The following is an 18,482-nucleotide window of genomic DNA, read 5'->3' as shown; positions in this document are numbered from 1 at the left end:
CGAAAAGGCCTTTTTAAAATAATACAAACAAAAAGTCATTTTATAATGAAAGTTTTAATAACCAAAATCAGCTTCCTGTTGTTTGCAATTTGTTTTGCCAATGGGGTAATGGCACAAGCCACCACCACTACTATACAGGGCAAGATACTGGGGGTAAACAAAAAACCGGTTGAGCATGTTACTATTGCCGAGGTAGATGCAGATGGCAGAACCATACATGCTGTAAAAACAGATGTGGAGGGTAATTTTGTAATAAAGATTTCCAGCCCAAAAAATAAATTATCTATCAGCCATATCAGTTTCCGTACACAGGTTTTGCCTATCAATACCCGTACTACTTTCAATATAAATATGGAAAGCAATAGTAAAGACCTGGGAGATGTGGTAGTAGTATCGCAAAGAAAAGTAGATAACGGTAACGTGGCAATACCGGAAAGAGAATTAACCACAGCACAATCACATATAGCTGCAAAAGATCTTGAAGAAATGCAGGCGGCTTCCATTGACCAGGCATTACAGGGACGCTTACCCGGTGTTGATATTACTGCTAACTCTGGTGATCCCGGTGCAGGTATGCAGATACGTATCAGGGGTACATCATCTATCAACTCTTCTAACGATCCGTTGATAGTGGTGGATGGTATGCCTTACGAAACTTCAGTGCCATCTGATTTTAATTTCGGCTCTGCAGATGAACAAGGTTATGCAAGCCTTATAAACATTGCACCTACAGATATAAAGGACATTACCATTTTAAAAGATGCTGCGGCAACTGCAGTCTGGGGATCAAGGGCTGCTAATGGGGTAGTGGTAATTACCACAAAGAGAGGCGCTATCGGAAAACCTGCATTTACCTACACCAACAAAACATCAATTACCAAACAGCCCGAAGCTATTCCAATGCTTACCGGTGATCAGTATTCAACACTGATACCCGAAGCGTATATGAATGCAACAGGTACTGCACTGAATACACAAAATGTAAAAGAATTCCAGTATGATCCTAATGATCCTTACTGGTATAATAACTACAGTAAGAATACCAACTGGATCAAAGCGATCACTCAAACCGGTGTTACGCAGGATCATAATATTTCTATGACCGGTGGTGGCGAAAAAGCCAGGTATTATGCATCATTAGGCTATCTTGATCAGAAAGGTACTACTATCGGTACTTATTTAAAACGTATCAGCACCCGTATCAATTTAGATTATATCGTTTCTGAACGCATCCGCTTTAAATCCGATCTTTCCTATTCTTATACAGACAATAACAGGAATTTTGCATTGAATTTAAGAGACCTGGCTTATCGTAAAATGCCTAACATGAGCATTTACGAATACGATGAGTATGGCAACTTATCAGGTAACTATTTTAGCCCTGCCAATAATATTCAGGGCCAATACCTGGGATTAGATACTAAATCCAATATAGTAGGTACAAGCAATCCTGTTGCGTTGGCTAAGGAAGCTAAGTACAATATCATCAGCCAGAGAATTACACCGCATTTTAACCTGCAGTACGAAATTCTGAAAAAAGTACTGATGGCAACTTTTGATGTACAGTTTGATATCAACAATAATAAGAACAATAGTTTCTTACCTCAGACTGCTACCGGAAGGCCATGGACTGAACCTTCTGTAAACAGGGCTTATGATGGAGATATTGATGTGTTTAATGTGCAATCAAAAACCAACCTGGTGTACACACCTAAGTTTAAAAGCCCTAATCATTCATTGATCAGCTTTTTATCATTAAGCACTTACGACAATAAATATGTGTCGCAGGAAATACTGGCATCCAATACCGCCTCTTCTGTTTTACAGGATCCTTCTTCCCCTGGCCGTACACAAAATGCAGAAACAAAATTAACTGCTTATACAGGGCAAACCCGTAGTATTGGCTTATTAGTAAATGCTCAATACGGTTATAAGGACCGATACATTTTTAACGTAGGTGTTCGTGGTGATGGTAACTCAAGATTCGGACCGGAAAATCGTTATGCATTATTCCCTTCTGCATCTATACGATGGAGAGTTTCTGATGAAAAATTTATGAAACGCTTCCAGAAAAAAATTGATGACCTTAGTTTCAGGGCCAGTTATGGAGAATCGGGTAATGCACCAAAAAGAGATTACAGCTACATCAATACCTACAATACTTTTGGCTGGACCTACCTGGGACAAGCTGGTGTATATCCTGCCAACATGCAATTGTCTAATTTAAAATGGGAAACCATTGTTGGACAAAATGCCGGTATCAATTTAAGTATGTTTAAAAGACGCTTTACTGTGGATGCAGAGTTTTATGTAAACCGTACTAAAAATATGTACTTCCCGGGATTACAGATATCATCTATCAACGGGTTTAGTAATGTGGATATGAATGTGGGTACAATGGATAACCAGGGTTTTGAGTTAGGCCTTGGCGTTACTCCATACAAATCAAAAACATGGCAGGTAGATTTCAATTTCAATATTGCCCGTAACATCAATATGATCCGTGAAATATCTGATCTGTATCCTTTGGATAAAGGCGATATCACTACAAACGGAACATACAAAACCTTCCTGCAGGTAAATAATCCTTTCGGTTCATTTTATGGCTTTAAATACAAAGGTGTTTATAAAGATGTGGCATCAACCATTGCAACAGACGCAAGTGGTAAAAATATCGTAGGCCCAACAGGACAAACCATATTCATGAAATTTAATTACCCAAGTATCGGTTATACTTTTCAACCGGGTGATGCTATGTACGAAGACATCAACCATGATGGTAACATCAATTACCAGGATATCGTTTACTTAGGCAACAGCAATCCTAAATATACCGGTGGCTTTGGTACTTCAGTAACTTATAAAGGCGCCTGGAAATTTACTGCCTTCTTTAACTACAGGTATAAAGTTGACTTAGTAAATGGAACGAAGATTCTTACCACCAATATGTATGGTTTCGATAACCAGAGCACAGCTACTTTAAGAAGATGGAGAAAAGACGGTGATATTACTGATATTCCAAGAGCGCTTTACCGTACAGGATACAACTGGCTGGGTAGCGACAGGTATGTGGAAGATGGTTCTTTCCTGCGTTTCAGAACAGCTACTGTACGTTATACAGCTCCTAAAAAGTTTGTACAGAAATTAAAGGTGAAAAACCTGAGTGCTTATGTTACCGTTGAAAACTTATTTACGTGGACAAATTACACTGGCCAGGATCCTGAAGCAAGTGTAAGAGGAAGTGATCCTTTCAGGGTGGCGGTTGATAATTCTTATACACCACCGGTAAAAACATTTACTGTGGGCGTAACAGCAAGTTTTTAAAATATTAAATTGATTTAAAAGAAATAAAAATGTTTACAAAAACAATTTTCAAAGTACTGGCTGTAGTGTTGCTGCTGCCGGTAGTATCCTGCAAAAAATGGCTCGACCTTCAACCGCAGGATGGTTTAACGGGTGCCGAATACTGGAAAACAAAAGAGCAGGTATCCGCTGCCGTTACTGGTATCTATGCCTCATTAACCGGTTCTGCAACGGGTTCAAGAAGTGCTGCGGAATCTTTCTTTCTTTGGGGAGAATTGAGGGCCGACATGGTTACTAGTACATTGGCTACCACAGCTGAGCAGGTAGATGTGATCAATGTTAATATTTTACCTACCAACAGTATTGCCAGCTGGAGAGGAATTTATGAAACCATCAATTACTGCAATACCGTTATTGATTTTGCGCCGGGGGTATTGGCGAAAGATGCCACTTTTACACAAGCTGCTCTGGATAAAGCCATTGCCGAAGCAAAAGCAGTAAGGGCGCTGATGTATTTTTATCTTGTCCGCACTTTTGACCAGGTACCTTTAAAATTGAAATCCACTTCCAGTGACCAGGATATTGTTTCATTACCTAAAAGTTCACAGGATGAAGTACTTACCCAGGCATTAAAAGATTTGAGTGAAGCAGAAACTTTTGCTGTAACAGATTATGGCGACAGGGCCTCTAATAAAGGCAGGATCACCAAAGCCACTATTAATGCTATACAGGCAGATATTTACCTGTGGCAGGAGAAATATACCGAGTGTGTTGCAGCCTGCAATAAAGTGATCAACACCAACCAATTTGGTTTGATAGACGGAACTGATGCTAATATCTGGTACAGAACTTTATATGTAAACGGAAACAGTAACGAAAGCCTTTTTGAATTACAGTTTGATAACCAGAAATTAAATCCTTTCTATACAATTTTTAATACCACACAAAAGAAATTCTTAGCCAGTTCAATTGTAATGGATGAAATATATACTGTAGATTTTACCGATCCATTAAAATTTGATATCAGGGCAGATGGTGCTGCAGTTAGGTCAACTGATCAGTTAATATGGAAATACATCGGCCTTACTAATACTACAGCCCGTGCCCAGGAAGAATCTTATGCACACTGGATCATGTACAGGTATGCAGATGTATTATTAATGAAAGCAGAAGCTCAAAATCAATTGGGTAATGGGCAGGAAGCTTTAAATATCATTGCACTTATAAGGGCAAGGGCCAGGGCTTTGATAGCAACAGCAGCAAATCCTGCTCCTAATGATAAAGTGGCCATTGCCGATTATATTTTAAAAGAAAGATCGAGAGAATTTGCGTTTGAAGGTAAACGCTGGTATGATATATTAAGAAATGCCCGCAGGAATAATTACCAACGACTGGATCTGCTGCTGGATATGGTTGCAGGAACGGTGCCGCCTAACCGCCAGCAGTCTGCCATTGCAAAATTCAAGGATAAAAATTGTCACTACCTGCCTATTTACACCTATGAATTAACTACCAATAAAGCTCTAGTGCAAAACCCTTTTTATAAATAAATTATTTACAAAATAAACCAAAGCGTATGAAAAAATATTTAAGCATCATGGTTTCAGCAATAGTTGGCCTGCTTATAATTTTTTACACCGGTAGCTGTAAAAAAATTAAATATGTGGAAAGTACCACTACTGACCTCAACATTTATGGCTATATAAAAGCTAACCCTTCTAAATATTCTTCTATTACTGCAATAGTTGATAAATCGGGTTATGCCGGTTTTTTAAATGCCTATGGTTCGTACACCATGTTTGTACCTACCGATAGTGCAGTTGCATTGTATTTAACAGAAGTAAATAAAACCTTAACAGGATTAACAGAAAAAGAAGCACAGGATATTGTAAAGTTTCATCTGCTGGAAGATACGCTTACCACCGCTTCTTTTAAAGACGGCAAGTTACCTACTATAACCATGTATGGACAGTACCTGGTAACAGGTGTTGAAAATAAAAGTGGTACATCTGCATTTCTTATCAATCGCCAGGGTATTGTAACACAGGGTAATATTAAAACCGGTAATGGCCTTATACACCAGATCGACCATGTGTTGAAACCTGCAGCTAAAACTGTTGCAGAATTAATTTCGGCTGATGCAAGATTCTCTATTTTTAAACAGGCGCTTCAGGCAACAGGTTATTACGATACCATTAATACCATCAACAGTACAACACCTTCTTTAAGAAGATGGTTTACTGTATTTGCTGAAACCAACCAGGCCCTGGCCGATTCCGGTATTACCAGTTTTGCAGCGTTAAAAGCAAAATATTCCAACACCGGTAATCCTTTAAATCCACTGGATAGCTTAAGTATCTATGTGAAATATCATATCATTCCTGATACAAAATATCTTGCTGATATCGTATCCGCAAGTTCTCATACCACATTAGCACCGCTGGAAGTACTGGCCTCTAAACTGGATGATGTAAAAGTGTTATTGAATGATCTTGACTTTAATGGTGTGCATGAAAAAGGTGTGGAGATAGAACGTTCAACAAGTGATCTGTCTGCAACTACAGGTGTATTACATACTGCATTAGCTCATTTTGCACCTAAGATCCGCCAGCCATCGGCAGTGTATTGGGATGTGGCTGATTTTCCTGAAGTAAGAAAATTGCCGGCAGTTTTCAGAAGAGGTAATTTCAGTTTTGCTTACGGTGCTATTAAGGATATTACATGGGACAGAACTACTAACACTATGGATTATGCTTATACTACTTCTTCTTCAATAAATGTATACTATGGAGATTACCTGAGTGTACCAATGGGAAATACTACAAGGCATAACTGGATAGAATTTACCACACCAATCATCATTAAAGGAAGGTATAAAGTATGGATCTGTTACAGGGCAGCTAAAGGTTCTGGTACAGTTGGTTTGCCTGGTGGTTCTAATATGCCGGTACAACCTTCGTTTGATGGAGTTGATTTGTCAAGGCAATTTAATTTTTGCGAACAAAGGCCCAACTTATCTGATGGTGAACTGGAAGCATTGGGATGGAAAAAATATTCTCCCAGTACTACGCAGTTTATGACAGGTAAATTCTTAGGCATCATTGATGTACCTACTACCGATCGTCATAAATTCAGGTTACGGTCCCTGCCTGCTGCCGGTACCGGAAATCCATCCGATTACCTGGATATGGTTCATTTTATTCCTATCAATCAAAACCAGTATTTACCAAGATTTAATACTGACGGAACATTACAGTATTTCTAATAGATAAACCATAGCAATTAAAAAGTACAAGATGTATAATAAAAAATATATAACGGGGATTGTTTTGCTCTTTACCATGGTAATTACGGGCTGTAATAAATGGAAAGACCATACTGCAGTAACTCAGCAAGACCTTACACAAAATTTGTTGCAGGCAGTATCTTCTAATCCGGACCTAAGTAAGTTCAGGGAATATGTAGGGCTTGCCGGTTTAGATTCTGTATTGCAGGCATCAAAAACGTTTACCGTTTGGGCACCTAATAATGCGGCATTGCAAACTATTGACCCGGCAACAGTTGCCGATAAGGCAAAGCTGAAAGCTTTTATACTCAATCACATTTCCAACCAGTTATATTTTATAAAAGATGTGGTTACGCCAGCACGTATACTGATGCTGAGTGGTAAGTACAATAATTTCAGCAGTGCAAAATTTGATGAAGCTGCATTATTAAGTACCGACAAATATGTAAGTAATGGTGTGTTACATACTATTAATGCAATGGTACCGCCTTTGCAGAATATATGGGACTATATCAATGCCACTACTGCACAATATGCACAAAATGCTTACGTAAAAAGTTTAAACTACAATGGCTTTGACCCTGCACTGGCCATCATTGATAGTATCAGTGTAATTACCGGCTTACCTGTTTATCGTCCGGGAACCGGTATTGTGCAAAGAAATTATTTTATCGACAGGGTGTATGATTTAAAAAGGGAAGACAAACAGTACACTTATTTTGTAATGCAGGATGCCAATTTTGTGCTGGAAGCTGATTCGCTTAAACCTTATTTTGGAACTACCAGCACTACGGCAACCGATAGTTTAACCAGGTGGAATGTAGTGAAAGACCTTGCTTATGATGTGCCTTATCAAACCCCTTTCCAGGTTCCACAACCCTTAATTTCAAGGTCGGGCATAAGCGTACCGGTAAGCAGTGCTTTTGTGGTGGATATTAAAAAGATGAGTAACGGTTACGTGTACATTATGAGTAAAGTGGATGTGCCTACAAAAAATAAATTCCTGCCCATCACATTGGAAGGTGAATTTCCTACAGGGTTTTTACAAAATGATAAAACCGCATTTATCAACTACCGCCTTCGTTTAAATCCGGTAACAGGATTAAATTTTTCAGATATCCTCATCAGTGGCCATGGTGTAACTACCTTTTATTCTTTTTACAGAACAACAGAAACACCTACTATTAAATACCAGGTATATGCTAAGGCCAGCAATGATTTTCAGGCGGCGGCATTTAACCAGACTATTAATGCATGGAATACCAGTTTAGGTGCATTAACAGGAACTTTAACTCATGCGGTACCCTTGTATACGGCAACAGGCGCTTATAACGAAGTTTATGTAGGCGATATAACCAATACAAGGTTTGGCACCATCGATTGGAGAGTTACCGCAGTAACTACCGGGCCGATCTTGCTGGATTATATCAGATTAGTACCAGTACCATAAAAATTCTTTATCAAAGTTTATCATTCTATTATCATGCATATTTTTAAGAAAATAATTACACTGTCTGTTGCTTTGGCTGCCTGTTTTTTTGTGCAGGCACAAAAAAAGGGTACTACTGCCTCTGAAAATAAATTTAAGGTAGAGGGAACCGTTACCAGTGCGGCTACAGGAAAACCCCTTCGTGGTATCCGGTTAACCTATAAAGAATTTGCAGCTTCTATTACAGATAGCAGCGGTAGTTTTTCTATTAACCTGCCTGTACAAGAGGGGCTTCTGTTGCTTGAAGGAGATGGTTACCAGTCAAAAGAAGTGCCGGTAAGGGCTTTACATACTTTAAAGATTTCGATGTATGAAGATGGATTTGCATCTTCATCAGATGGAGTAGATCTGCCACAGGGCAGAACAACACAAACAGTTAGTCCATATGCTGCAACTGGTATACAGGTATCGGATGGATGGAACAGGTATGGAGAAACTCCTGATGCTTACTTACAGGGAAGGGTAGCCGGGCTAAATGTTATCCGCCGCAGCGGAACCCAGAATATTGGTGCTGCACTTTTTTTACGTGGTATTAATTCCTTGTATGCCACTAACCAGCCGTTGATTGTAGTAGATGGTATTGTTTTCAATAACAGTAATGTGGGCGGTTCTATCATAGCTAATAATTACACTAACCCGCTTTCTTCTATTGATGTAAGAGACATCGATAATATTTCAGTACTTAAAGATGCCTCGTCATTATATGGTACCAAAGGTGGTAATGGTGCTATCATCATCACTACTATCAGGGCCAAAGAACTGGGTACAAAAATTGATTTCGCTGTGTATGGCGGATACAATGCAGTACCTAAAAACTTACCAGTATTAAAATCAGGTGATTACAGAACTTACCTTTCAGAAATTCTGAAAACGAAAGGTATGAGTGATGCAGATATACAAAAGCAACCTTACATGAATGATGATCCGTCTGTTGCCGGTTATTATGCCTATCATAATGAAACCAACTGGCAGGACCTGGTGATGCAGAAAGCGTATACGAAAAACGTATATTTAAAAGTTACCGGTGGTGATAACATTGCAAAATATGCTATTTCATTAGGCTTCTTAAATAATGACGGCCTTACAAAAAATACTGACCTCTCTAAATATAATATGCGTTTTAATGGCGATCTTAATTTAAGCCGCCGTATGACCGCTACCACTAATTTAAGTTTTACTTTTTCTGAACAGAATTTAAGAGACCAGGGAAGTGCAGCAAAAACAAATCCGCTTTTCCTGGCTTTGGTTAAAGCGCCTTTCCTGCGTACTAATGATGTATCGGCAACAGGCGTTGAATCTCCTATCATAGCAGACAGGGATACTTTAAATATCAGTAATCCTGTAGCGATAACTGAATTGGGGCAGGGTTTAAATAAAGCGTATCGTTTTATGGGTTCAATGGGTTTTAAATACGAGATCACCAAAGACATTGATTTTACTACTACCATTGGTATAGTATATAATAAAGTAAGAGAAAGTTTTTTTGTTCCACGTAAAGGTGTGGTACCGGATACGCTTAGCAATGCAGTTGCGTACAGCAGGTTGGGTACACAGGTTACTTCCCTGTTTTCTATTTTTAATGATACCCGTTTAACCTACGCAAAAGTGTTTAACAAAGTACATTCATTTTCTGCAAGGTTAGGGGTAAGGTACATGAAAGATAAAACTGAACAGGATTATGGTTTGGGATACAACTCTGCTATTGATGAACTGGTAAGTGTGGGCAATGGTGTGAATGGCCTGAGAAAAATTGGTGGTGAGATAGGAGAATCAAAATGGGTGAATACTTATTTTAATGCTGATTACTCTTATGCGGATAAATATTTTTTATCTGCTAATCTTGCTGCTGATGCATCAAGCCGCTTTGGAAAAAATGTAAACAGCGGCATTAATGTTAACGGTAATGTTTTTGCAGTGTTGCCTTCTGTTGCTGCAGCCTGGCTCATCTCAAGTGAAAAAGCAATGGAAGATAGTAAGATAGACCTGCTGAAATTAAGGGCTTCTTACGGCTTATCCGGCAATGATGATATAGGCAACTACACTGCACAAAGAACTTATGTGTCTCAAAACCTTTTGGGTATGCAGGGGTTGGTACGTGCCGGTATTGCCAACGATCAGCTGCAATGGGAGCAGGTAAAGAAATTAAACGTTGGTTTGGACCTGGCTGTGCTTAACGAAAGATTACAGTTTAGTTTTGATGGCTACAGTAACAAAACCAATAAGCTAATTGTATACGAACCTGCTGCTACAGCAAGCGGCTTCGATTATGTTGTAACCAACAGCGGCGCTTTAAAAACAACAGGCGTTGAATTTACTGTTGCCGCAAGAGTTATTAATAAAAAGAATTTTAACTGGGATGCAGGATTCAATATCGGCCACTATGCTTCATCAGTTACTCAATTACCAACCAGCAAGATCATTACTTCATTTGGTGGTGCTACTTATGTAACCCAGGTTAACAGTGCACCTAACGAATTTTATGGTCACCAGGCAAATGGCGTATATGCTTCCGATGCAGTAGCTGCAGCAGAAGGTTTATCTGTTCGCAAAGCAGATGGTACACTGGCAGCGTTTAAAGGCGGTGATGTAAGGTTCACTGATGTAAACGGCGATAAAATAATTGATGATAACGACAGGGTAATATTGGGTAATCCTAATCCCGATCTTTACGGATCTTTCTACAATAAATTTTCTTACAAAAGATTTTCATTAAATACCGTATTTACTTTTTCATATGGTAATGAAATATACAATTACACCCGTGCACAGCTGGAAGGTATGAATAACGCTTACAATCAAACAGAAGCAGTATTAAACAGGTGGAGATCGAACGGGCAGGTTACCAGTATGCCAAAAGCCACATGGGGCGATCCAATGGGTAACTCACGTTTCAGCAGCAGGTGGATAGAAGATGGTTCTTACCTGCGCCTGAGAGTGGTTACATTCTCTTACGATTTACCGATCAGGTCTAACTTCTTTAAATATGCAACAGTATATGCTACCGGCAACAACCTGGTTACATTAACTAACTATAAAGGATACGATCCGGAATTCAGCGCAACAGAAAGCATATTTGGCCAGGGTGTGGATAATACACTGGAACCACAGTTCAGGTCAGTTCAGGTAGGCTTTAAAATTGGTTTATAATAATAATTCAGTTACAAAATTTTTACAGAGATGAAATTAATTAATAAAATAGCAGTTGGTTTTTGTACAGCGGGCACATTGTTCGCCATGTCTTCCTGCAAAAAATTAGTGGACGTACAACCCCAGACTACGGTGGGTATTGCCAACATGTACCGTAATGTGTTTGATGCAGATGCTGCTGTAATTGGTGTGTATGGCAAAGTGATGAAAATAGCAAAGCCCTATTTGTTACTCAACGAATTAAGAGGCGACCTGATGGATATTACCACCAATGCAGATGCTAACCTGCGCCAGATCAGCGAACACACTGCAACGGTTAACAATCCATACATTGATCCCCAGCCATTTTACGATGTGATCGTAAACTGTAACGATGTACTGGATAACTTTAAAAAAATGTATGCCCAAAGCAAACTAAAAGCGGAAGAGTTTAACCAGCGCTATTCAGATATTGCATCTATACGGAGCTGGGTATATTTGCAATTAGGCATTCACTACGGTAAAATACCGTATGTTACCAATCCTGTTGTTACTTTAAAAGACCTGAAAGACAGTACTAACTTTCCTACAATAACATTACCTGTATTAATTGATTCATTGGTATCATTTACAGAAAAATTACCTTTTACAGATGATTACCCCAGTGGTACTACGCTGCAAACTGTTGTTGATGGTTACAGTACTTCAAAATTCTTTATCAATAAAAATATTTTAATGGGCGACTTGTACCTTTGGCAGGGCCAGTACGACAAAGCAGCCGACAGGTATAAAAGAGTATTGGAAATAGGCGGCCCGGTAGGTAACTCAGAGTTATGGTATAATCAATACCGCATATCGAGTTTTGGAAATGCAAGTGTCAGTTATTCCAGAACTTTTGATTTTAATTCGTTAGTGTATACTAATGGCTGGAGGTATTTATTTGAAAGGCCGCAGGTAGATAATGAATTTAACTGGGAAATGATCTGGAGTTTACCTTTTGATAAAAACTTTGAACCGGTAAATCCTTTTGTCGACCTGTTTTCTCCAAACGGAGGAAGCTACCTGGTAAAACCTGCGCAACAGGCAATGGATTACTGGAACGCACAAACGCAGGTATACGTGTTTACAGCTGCAACAGTTACAGCTGGCGAAGTATTAAGGGATAATTTTCCCACTGATTCAAGAGCTAATTTTACGTACAGGAATATTAACGGTCAACCGGTGATAATGAAATACCTGTACAATTACCTGGGTACCGATAACCAACCTATCAATGCGTTAAGTAAATCAGGCAAATGGTTTTTATGCCGTGCAGCTAACCTGCACCTGCATTATGCAGAAGCGGCTAACCGTGCAGGTAAGTACAGAGTTGCTTATGCATTGGTTAACAAAGGCATTGGTTATACTTACGATCCGTTCCCCGGTAATTCGGTATCTGCCAACAGGGATGTAACCAATTACCAGCAAACATTTTTACCCTGGCCCTACGATTTTGATGCAAGAGGCGGGCAGGCACCTGCATACAGAAATACCTGGTACAGGAATATTGGTATAAGAGGAAGGGCAAATCTGAAACCCGTTACATTACCTTTAACTGATAGCGTTACCAATGTTGAAAATATGATCATCACAGAAGATGCATTGGAACTGGCTTACGAAGGCGAGCGCTGGCCCGACCTGCTGAGAGTTGCCATACGCCGTAACGATCCTGCATTTATTGCAGATAAGGTGTACGACAAGTTGCGCAAATCCGGTTTATCAGCAGCAGCTGCTACAGCTGCCAGAACCAAGCTGATGAATAAAGATTGGTTCCTGCCATTTAAATTTAACTAAGAAGGTTATTCCTATTATATTGAAAAGTGCTTGTTGAAAAACAGGCACTTTTTTTGCTTTTACTTGTGATTACTAAAGGATAAAATCAGACTGTTACCACAGGGGACAGGATGGGGCAGGATGATAAAAAAGACAGTTTTTCTAACTTTAGTACCTTAAGGATAGTGTGTTGCTTTTGCTATAGCTTAATAAGAATGCGGTATTTACGCAATCGATTGCGCATTTTTTTTCCCTTTCGCAAAATCAAAAAACTATTTTTAGAAAATAATTTCCGCCGCTATAAGGAAATTAATCGCTGCTATTTTTTAACCAAATTAACGATGCTATCATGAGTCAAAAATTCCTGAGGAAGAATTTTGCAATTCTCCTTCTATTCCTGATTTCTTCTTTTTCTGTTAAAGCACAAAGCTTCTCTGTATCTGGTACAGTTACAGATGACGCCGGTAAGGCTTTGGAAGGTGCCACTGTAATGGAGAAAGGCACCAAAAACTCTGCCGTTACCGGAACGGGCGGTACATTTAAATTGAATGTTTCATCTGGCAAAGCAAAACTGGAGATTAGTTTTGTAGGCCACGACCCACTGGAAGTTGCTGTAAATAATAAAGCGCAACTATCAGTAACATTAAAATCTACCAACGAAAGTTTAACTGATGTTGTGGTGATAGGCTATGCAACAGTTAAAAAGAAAGATGTAACCGGCGCTGTTTCCGGGATTAACCAGAATGACATTAAATCACGACCGGTAACCAATGCACTGCAGGCTATGCAGGGTAAAGTAGCTGGTGTGGATATAACTTCCAATGAACGTCCCGGACAAGTAGGCGCTATTAACATTCGTGGCGTACGTTCTATTACGGCATCCAACACTCCACTTTTTGTGGTAGATGGTATCCCATTAACAACAGGTGGTATCGATTATATTAATCCCAATGATATAGAAACAATTGATGTGTTGAAGGATGCATCCGCTACGGCAATTTATGGTTCAAGAGGTGCTAATGGTGTGGTGATCGTTTCTACCAAGCAGGGTAAGGCAGGCAAGTTGCAAATCGGACTTAACAGTTCTGTTACTGTGGAAAATATAAATGATTACTCTCCGTCGATGACAGCCGCAGAATCTATTGATTTTCTACGCTGGGCCAGGTATTATGGTGGATTTACTACTACACGAGGTGATCAACCAACAAGGTTAAATGATAGTGTTAACGTCATCAAGGCTACAACTGATCTTGCAGCCTGGGCTAACGTGGCAAAGGGTTGGGCAAAAGGTACCTGGGATGGTTCCGCAGTAACTACTACAGACTGGAAAGGTCTCGTATCACAACAAGGTATTACTACAGATCATACATTAAGTGTTAGCGGAGGTACCAATAAAGTGAAAGCTTATGCTTCATTTGGATACCTGAATAATAAGGGCACATCCATTGGCCAGAAATTTACTAGATTTTCCGGGAAAACTAGTGTTGATATACAGGCTACCAATTGGTTTAGTATGGGTATTAATATGAACGTAACCCAGAGTATACAGGAATTTGGGCAATCCAGCGGTGTGATCGGTTCTTTTGTGGGAAGCCCTGGTACAAGTATTTATGAATCGGCAAGAAGGTTGTATACTTATGCGGTTCCTTATGATGCCACTGGCGCAAGGGTACTTTATCCGGCTGGTGATGTGGCTTTTAAAAACGTAGTGGATGAATGGAACTATTCGCAAGACCAGCGTAAAACGCTCAGGGCGTTTGGTAGTTTATACGCACAATTAGATTTTGGAAAAATGCATCCTGTTTTAAAAGGATTAAAATACAGGATGAACTTTGGTCCTGATTTTTCTACTTATCAAAATGGTATTTATATTGACGGGTTATCTTCTGCAAGCAGTGGTATAAGTTCAGCTTCTTTGCAAAAAGCGCAAACTTTTTCCTACACTTTAGATAACCTGTTGTATTATGACAAAACAATAAAAAAGCATAGTTTTGGCGTTACCCTGTTACAAAGTGCTACAAAATTCACATCTGATCCTGTTAACACCATTGTAGGAACAGGTATACCGTTTGCCAGCCAGAAATGGTATACACTTAATAGTAGAGTTATTCCTTCAGCCAATCTTTCAGTAAACTTTGTTTCAGACCTGATAGAGAGGCAATTGTTAAGCTATATGGCCCGCCTGAACTATGCATTTGACGACAGGTATTTGTTAACGGTATCTGCCCGTCAGGATGGTGCATCTCAATTTGCAGAGGGCAATAAATATTCTGTATTCCCCAGCGCCGCTTTAGCATGGCGTATCAATCATGAAAACTTCATGAAAAATATACATTGGGTTAACGATCTTAAACTGCGTGTAGGAGTTGGTGTTACAGGTAATTCAGCTGTTGATGCCTATAAAACAAACCCTGCTATTGTATCTTTATTCTATCCGTTTATAGGTGCTGTCACTGCAGGGTCCACACCTTCAACAGAATTTGGCAACCCGGCACTGGGTTGGGAAAAAACTACCCAATATAACCTGGGGCTGGATTTTTCTTTTTTCAAAAACCGTATCTCTGGTTCAGTTGATGTATATTCTTCCGATACCAAGGACCTTTTATTGTCACGTAGCATTCCTTCAGTTACAGGCTACCTCTCTACTTTACAAAATATCGGGCAAACTGCAAACAAGGGTGTGGATATCAGTATCAATACTACAAACGTCGCAATAAGGGATTTTCAATGGACAACTAACTTCAATGCATCATGGCAGAAAGATGAAATCGTTTCTTTGGCAAATGGCAAATCAGATGACATTAATAATACCTGGTTCATCGGCCAGCCTATTGGTGTAATTTATGGTATACCGGCTAATGGATTATGGCATATATCTGATTCAGTGGAGATGAATAAATTTAATGCTAACCTACCGGCAGGGTCTAAATTTTCTCCGGGAAATGTAAGACCTGTAGATAAAAACGGGGATTACAAAATTGATGCAAATAACGACCGTGTAATCGTAGGATACACCAGGCCAAGATGGATAGTAGGTATGACAAACAGTTTTAGTTATAAGAATTTTGAACTTTCTGTGTTTTTATATGGCCGTTTGAACTACATGTTCAATACCGGCGGAGAAGCAATGGTAGCAAGATCCAGTACAAGAGCGCTTAGCTATTATACCGAAAACAACACCAATGCTGATTATCAAAAACCAATTTATTCAACAGGTACCGGTGATCTGTATTCTTCTTCTTTAGGATATCAAAAAGCCTCTTTTATTAAGATCAGGAATATTTCTGCATCCTATAATCTTACCGGCAGGCCTTTAAAAGCAATGAACATGCAGAGTTTAAGGGTGTTCTTCCAAATGGCTAACCCGGGTATGTTGTTCTCAAAGATAAAGTTCCTGGATATGGATGTGGCTGCAGCTACAAACAACCGCGGTATTACTGTAGGTATTAATGCGGCATTTTAAAACAACAAAAAAATTACAAGTATGAAAAATAATAAATTTTTTATCAGTATTGCAATCATTGCGCTGGCAATGGTTACTGCTTCCTGTAAAAAAACTTTTCTTGATGAGACATTAACTACAGCAAGGAACCAGGACTATTATAAAACTGATGCAGGGATATTGTCTTTAGTAAATGGTACTTATTATCATATATTCAGCGTACCGTTCAGCGGGGAATTTCCTTATTCAAATATGAGTTATGGCACCGATGAATTTCACTTGGGTGGCGATAACTCCAACGCATCATTCAACTCTTACGGTAATGGCCTGGCTTCTATAACTGCTGTAATTAATGGCAATACGATTGCCGCCAATGCGCAATGGGATAATTTATACATTGGCATAGGGGATGCAAATCTTATCATTCAAAATGCACTTGCCAGTACATCTACTGCCGATGCCATTAAGAAAACAGCTTTGGGCGAAGGGTACTTTTTTCGTGCCTATAGCTATTTAAGACTGGTAAGCCAATATGGTGCAGTACCTTTAAAAACTACACCCAGCACAAGTGTGGAATTAGAATTTACCCGGGCTGCTCCCAAAGATGTATACACGCAAATCATCACTGATTTTACACAGGCAAATACACTTTTAACCAACACCGGCGGCCCTGCAAAAATAACCAAGGATGCAGCAGCACATTTTTTGGCCAAAGCATACCTGAGCCGTGCAAGCGAGATCAATGATTCCTGGAACAGTACTACAAAAGCGGCAGACCTTGCGGCTATAATTCCACTATGTGATGCCGTTATAGCCAATCATCCATTGGCGCCAAACTTTGGCGATCTTTGGAAATATACAGGCCCGGATGCGCCAAATGAAAAATTGAACGAAATAATTTTAGCAGCCCAATTTACTGGTGATGCATCTGCCACCGGCGGCAATCAACAACATCTTCACTACGGTAGCCGTTACGACGATCTGCCATTTATGCAACGCGATCTTAGTGGTAACAGGCCATTCAGTCGTTTGGCCACTAGTTATTTTATGTTCAGGGCTTACGACCTGGTAAATGATTCCAGGTTCTGGAAAAGTTTCAGGACCAAGTATCTCGTAAATAAAGCTTCTACACCTTATGTAAATGGTGATATGGGAGTGATGTACGTGATCAATCAGCCGGGAGATAATCGTTTTTCTTCCGTTAAATTGCTTAACTCGGTGCCATATGCAAGAACAGGAAGGAATATAGCAAACGTTTATGTAGCTTATCCTGCCGGTACTACAACTGATGGGGCATTATATCCCGAACCTCGTTTTCCTCCTTTAAGCAAATTTTTTGATGGTTCCCGTGTTGGTGGTTTCAATGATACAAGGGGGCTTAGAGATCTTACATTGGCACGCAGTGCCGAAACTTATTTAATTGCTGCTGAAGCTAAGATACGCCTTGCAGCTTTGGGCACCGGCACCTATGCCGATGCGTTACCTTATATTAATGCTGTAAGAACAAGAGCACAATATCAAAATGGCGAAAACCGTACCGCATATTGGGATGGCGGCGGTGCTATTAATGCAACTTCACAAGGTACAGTGCCAGTATCTTTTGTGGCTGAAAATTCTTACGCCGAATCAAATAATTTTAATTTATTGGCTCCTCCTTCTACAGCAACAAGTTTATCAGTTGCAAGTATGGCAACATTACCTGCACAGGATGAAGATATCATTACAAGGTTAGGTTACACGTCTGCTTACGACAGGGCATTGGCCTTTGTATTGAATGAACGTTCACGTGAACTGGCTGGTGAATATTTACGCTGGCAGGATCTGAGCCGGACCAAAACATTAGTAAAACGTGCGCAGGTCTTTAATCCCGACGCTGCTCCAAATATAAAAGACTATCATACGCTTAGGCCTATTCCACAAACTTTTCTTGATGGAATTCAAAAAGGTGGGGTTAACTTAACACCTGCCGAAAAACAAGCAATGCAAAACCCGGGATATTAAGATTTTTCTCATTTAGCAGTTGG

At 39.6% G+C, this 18,482-nt stretch carries 8 protein-coding genes; all 8 read left to right on the top strand.

Going from position 1 to position 18,482, the window contains the following annotated elements; all coding sequences use genetic code 11:
* Nucleotides 1–45 precede the first annotated feature (45 nt).
* The 8 genes from ACQ334_RS16065 (at nucleotide 46) to ACQ334_RS16030 (ending at nucleotide 18,459) form a co-directional block, all read left to right on the top strand.
* Complete coding sequence (locus ACQ334_RS16065; RefSeq protein ID WP_430989265.1) at nucleotides 46–3,324, top strand: SusC/RagA family TonB-linked outer membrane protein; 3,279 nt, start codon at nucleotides 46–48, stop codon at nucleotides 3,322–3,324.
* Between the two features lie 29 nt (nucleotides 3,325–3,353).
* Nucleotides 3,354–4,853: a RagB/SusD family nutrient uptake outer membrane protein gene (locus ACQ334_RS16060; RefSeq protein WP_430989264.1), complete on the top strand. Its 1,500-nt coding sequence runs from the start codon at nucleotides 3,354–3,356 to the stop codon at nucleotides 4,851–4,853.
* 26 nt (nucleotides 4,854–4,879) lie between these two features.
* Complete coding sequence (locus ACQ334_RS16055) at nucleotides 4,880–6,568, top strand: fasciclin domain-containing protein (protein ID WP_430989263.1); 1,689 nt, start codon at nucleotides 4,880–4,882, stop codon at nucleotides 6,566–6,568.
* Between the two features lie 31 nt (nucleotides 6,569–6,599).
* Nucleotides 6,600–8,039 (top strand): fasciclin domain-containing protein, encoded by a 1,440-nt coding sequence (locus ACQ334_RS16050; RefSeq protein ID WP_430989262.1) that lies wholly within the window; start codon nucleotides 6,600–6,602, stop codon nucleotides 8,037–8,039.
* Between the two features lie 33 nt (nucleotides 8,040–8,072).
* On the top strand, nucleotides 8,073–11,225 hold the full coding sequence (locus tag ACQ334_RS16045; protein ID WP_430989261.1) for a SusC/RagA family TonB-linked outer membrane protein: 3,153 nt from the start codon (nucleotides 8,073–8,075) through the stop codon (nucleotides 11,223–11,225).
* Between the two features lie 30 nt (nucleotides 11,226–11,255).
* Nucleotides 11,256–13,037: a RagB/SusD family nutrient uptake outer membrane protein gene (locus tag ACQ334_RS16040; protein WP_430989260.1), complete on the top strand. Its 1,782-nt coding sequence runs from the start codon at nucleotides 11,256–11,258 to the stop codon at nucleotides 13,035–13,037.
* A gap of 328 nt (nucleotides 13,038–13,365) precedes the next feature.
* A complete protein-coding gene (locus ACQ334_RS16035; protein WP_430989259.1) occupies nucleotides 13,366–16,479 on the top strand; it encodes a SusC/RagA family TonB-linked outer membrane protein in 3,114 nt (1,037 codons plus the stop codon).
* Between the two features lie 21 nt (nucleotides 16,480–16,500).
* Entirely contained in the window at nucleotides 16,501–18,459 is a 1,959-nt protein-coding gene (locus tag ACQ334_RS16030) for a RagB/SusD family nutrient uptake outer membrane protein (RefSeq protein WP_430989258.1), read from the top strand.
* Nucleotides 18,460–18,482 lie beyond the last annotated feature (23 nt).

This window comes from Ferruginibacter sp. SUN106, assembly GCF_050611765.1.
In the GTDB taxonomy this organism is placed as follows: Bacteria; Bacteroidota; Bacteroidia; order Chitinophagales; family Chitinophagaceae; genus Ferruginibacter.
This window is presented reverse-complemented; position numbering and strand designations above follow the sequence as displayed.

Excerpts from the sequence above, each read along its gene's own strand:
- ACQ334_RS16045 (WP_430989261.1), top strand. The coding sequence starts at position 8,073 with ATGCATATTTTTAAGAAAATAATTACACTGTCTGTTGCTTTGGCTGCC.
- ACQ334_RS16050 (WP_430989262.1), top strand. The coding sequence starts at position 6,600 with ATGTATAATAAAAAATATATAACGGGGATTGTTTTGCTCTTTACCATG.
- ACQ334_RS16040 (WP_430989260.1), top strand. The coding sequence starts at position 11,256 with ATGAAATTAATTAATAAAATAGCAGTTGGTTTTTGTACAGCGGGCACA.
- ACQ334_RS16065 (WP_430989265.1), top strand. The coding sequence starts at position 46 with ATGAAAGTTTTAATAACCAAAATCAGCTTCCTGTTGTTTGCAATTTGT.
- ACQ334_RS16035 (WP_430989259.1), top strand. The coding sequence starts at position 13,366 with ATGAGTCAAAAATTCCTGAGGAAGAATTTTGCAATTCTCCTTCTATTC.
- ACQ334_RS16060 (WP_430989264.1), top strand. The coding sequence starts at position 3,354 with ATGTTTACAAAAACAATTTTCAAAGTACTGGCTGTAGTGTTGCTGCTG.
- ACQ334_RS16055 (WP_430989263.1), top strand. The coding sequence starts at position 4,880 with ATGAAAAAATATTTAAGCATCATGGTTTCAGCAATAGTTGGCCTGCTT.
- ACQ334_RS16030 (WP_430989258.1), top strand. The coding sequence starts at position 16,501 with ATGAAAAATAATAAATTTTTTATCAGTATTGCAATCATTGCGCTGGCA.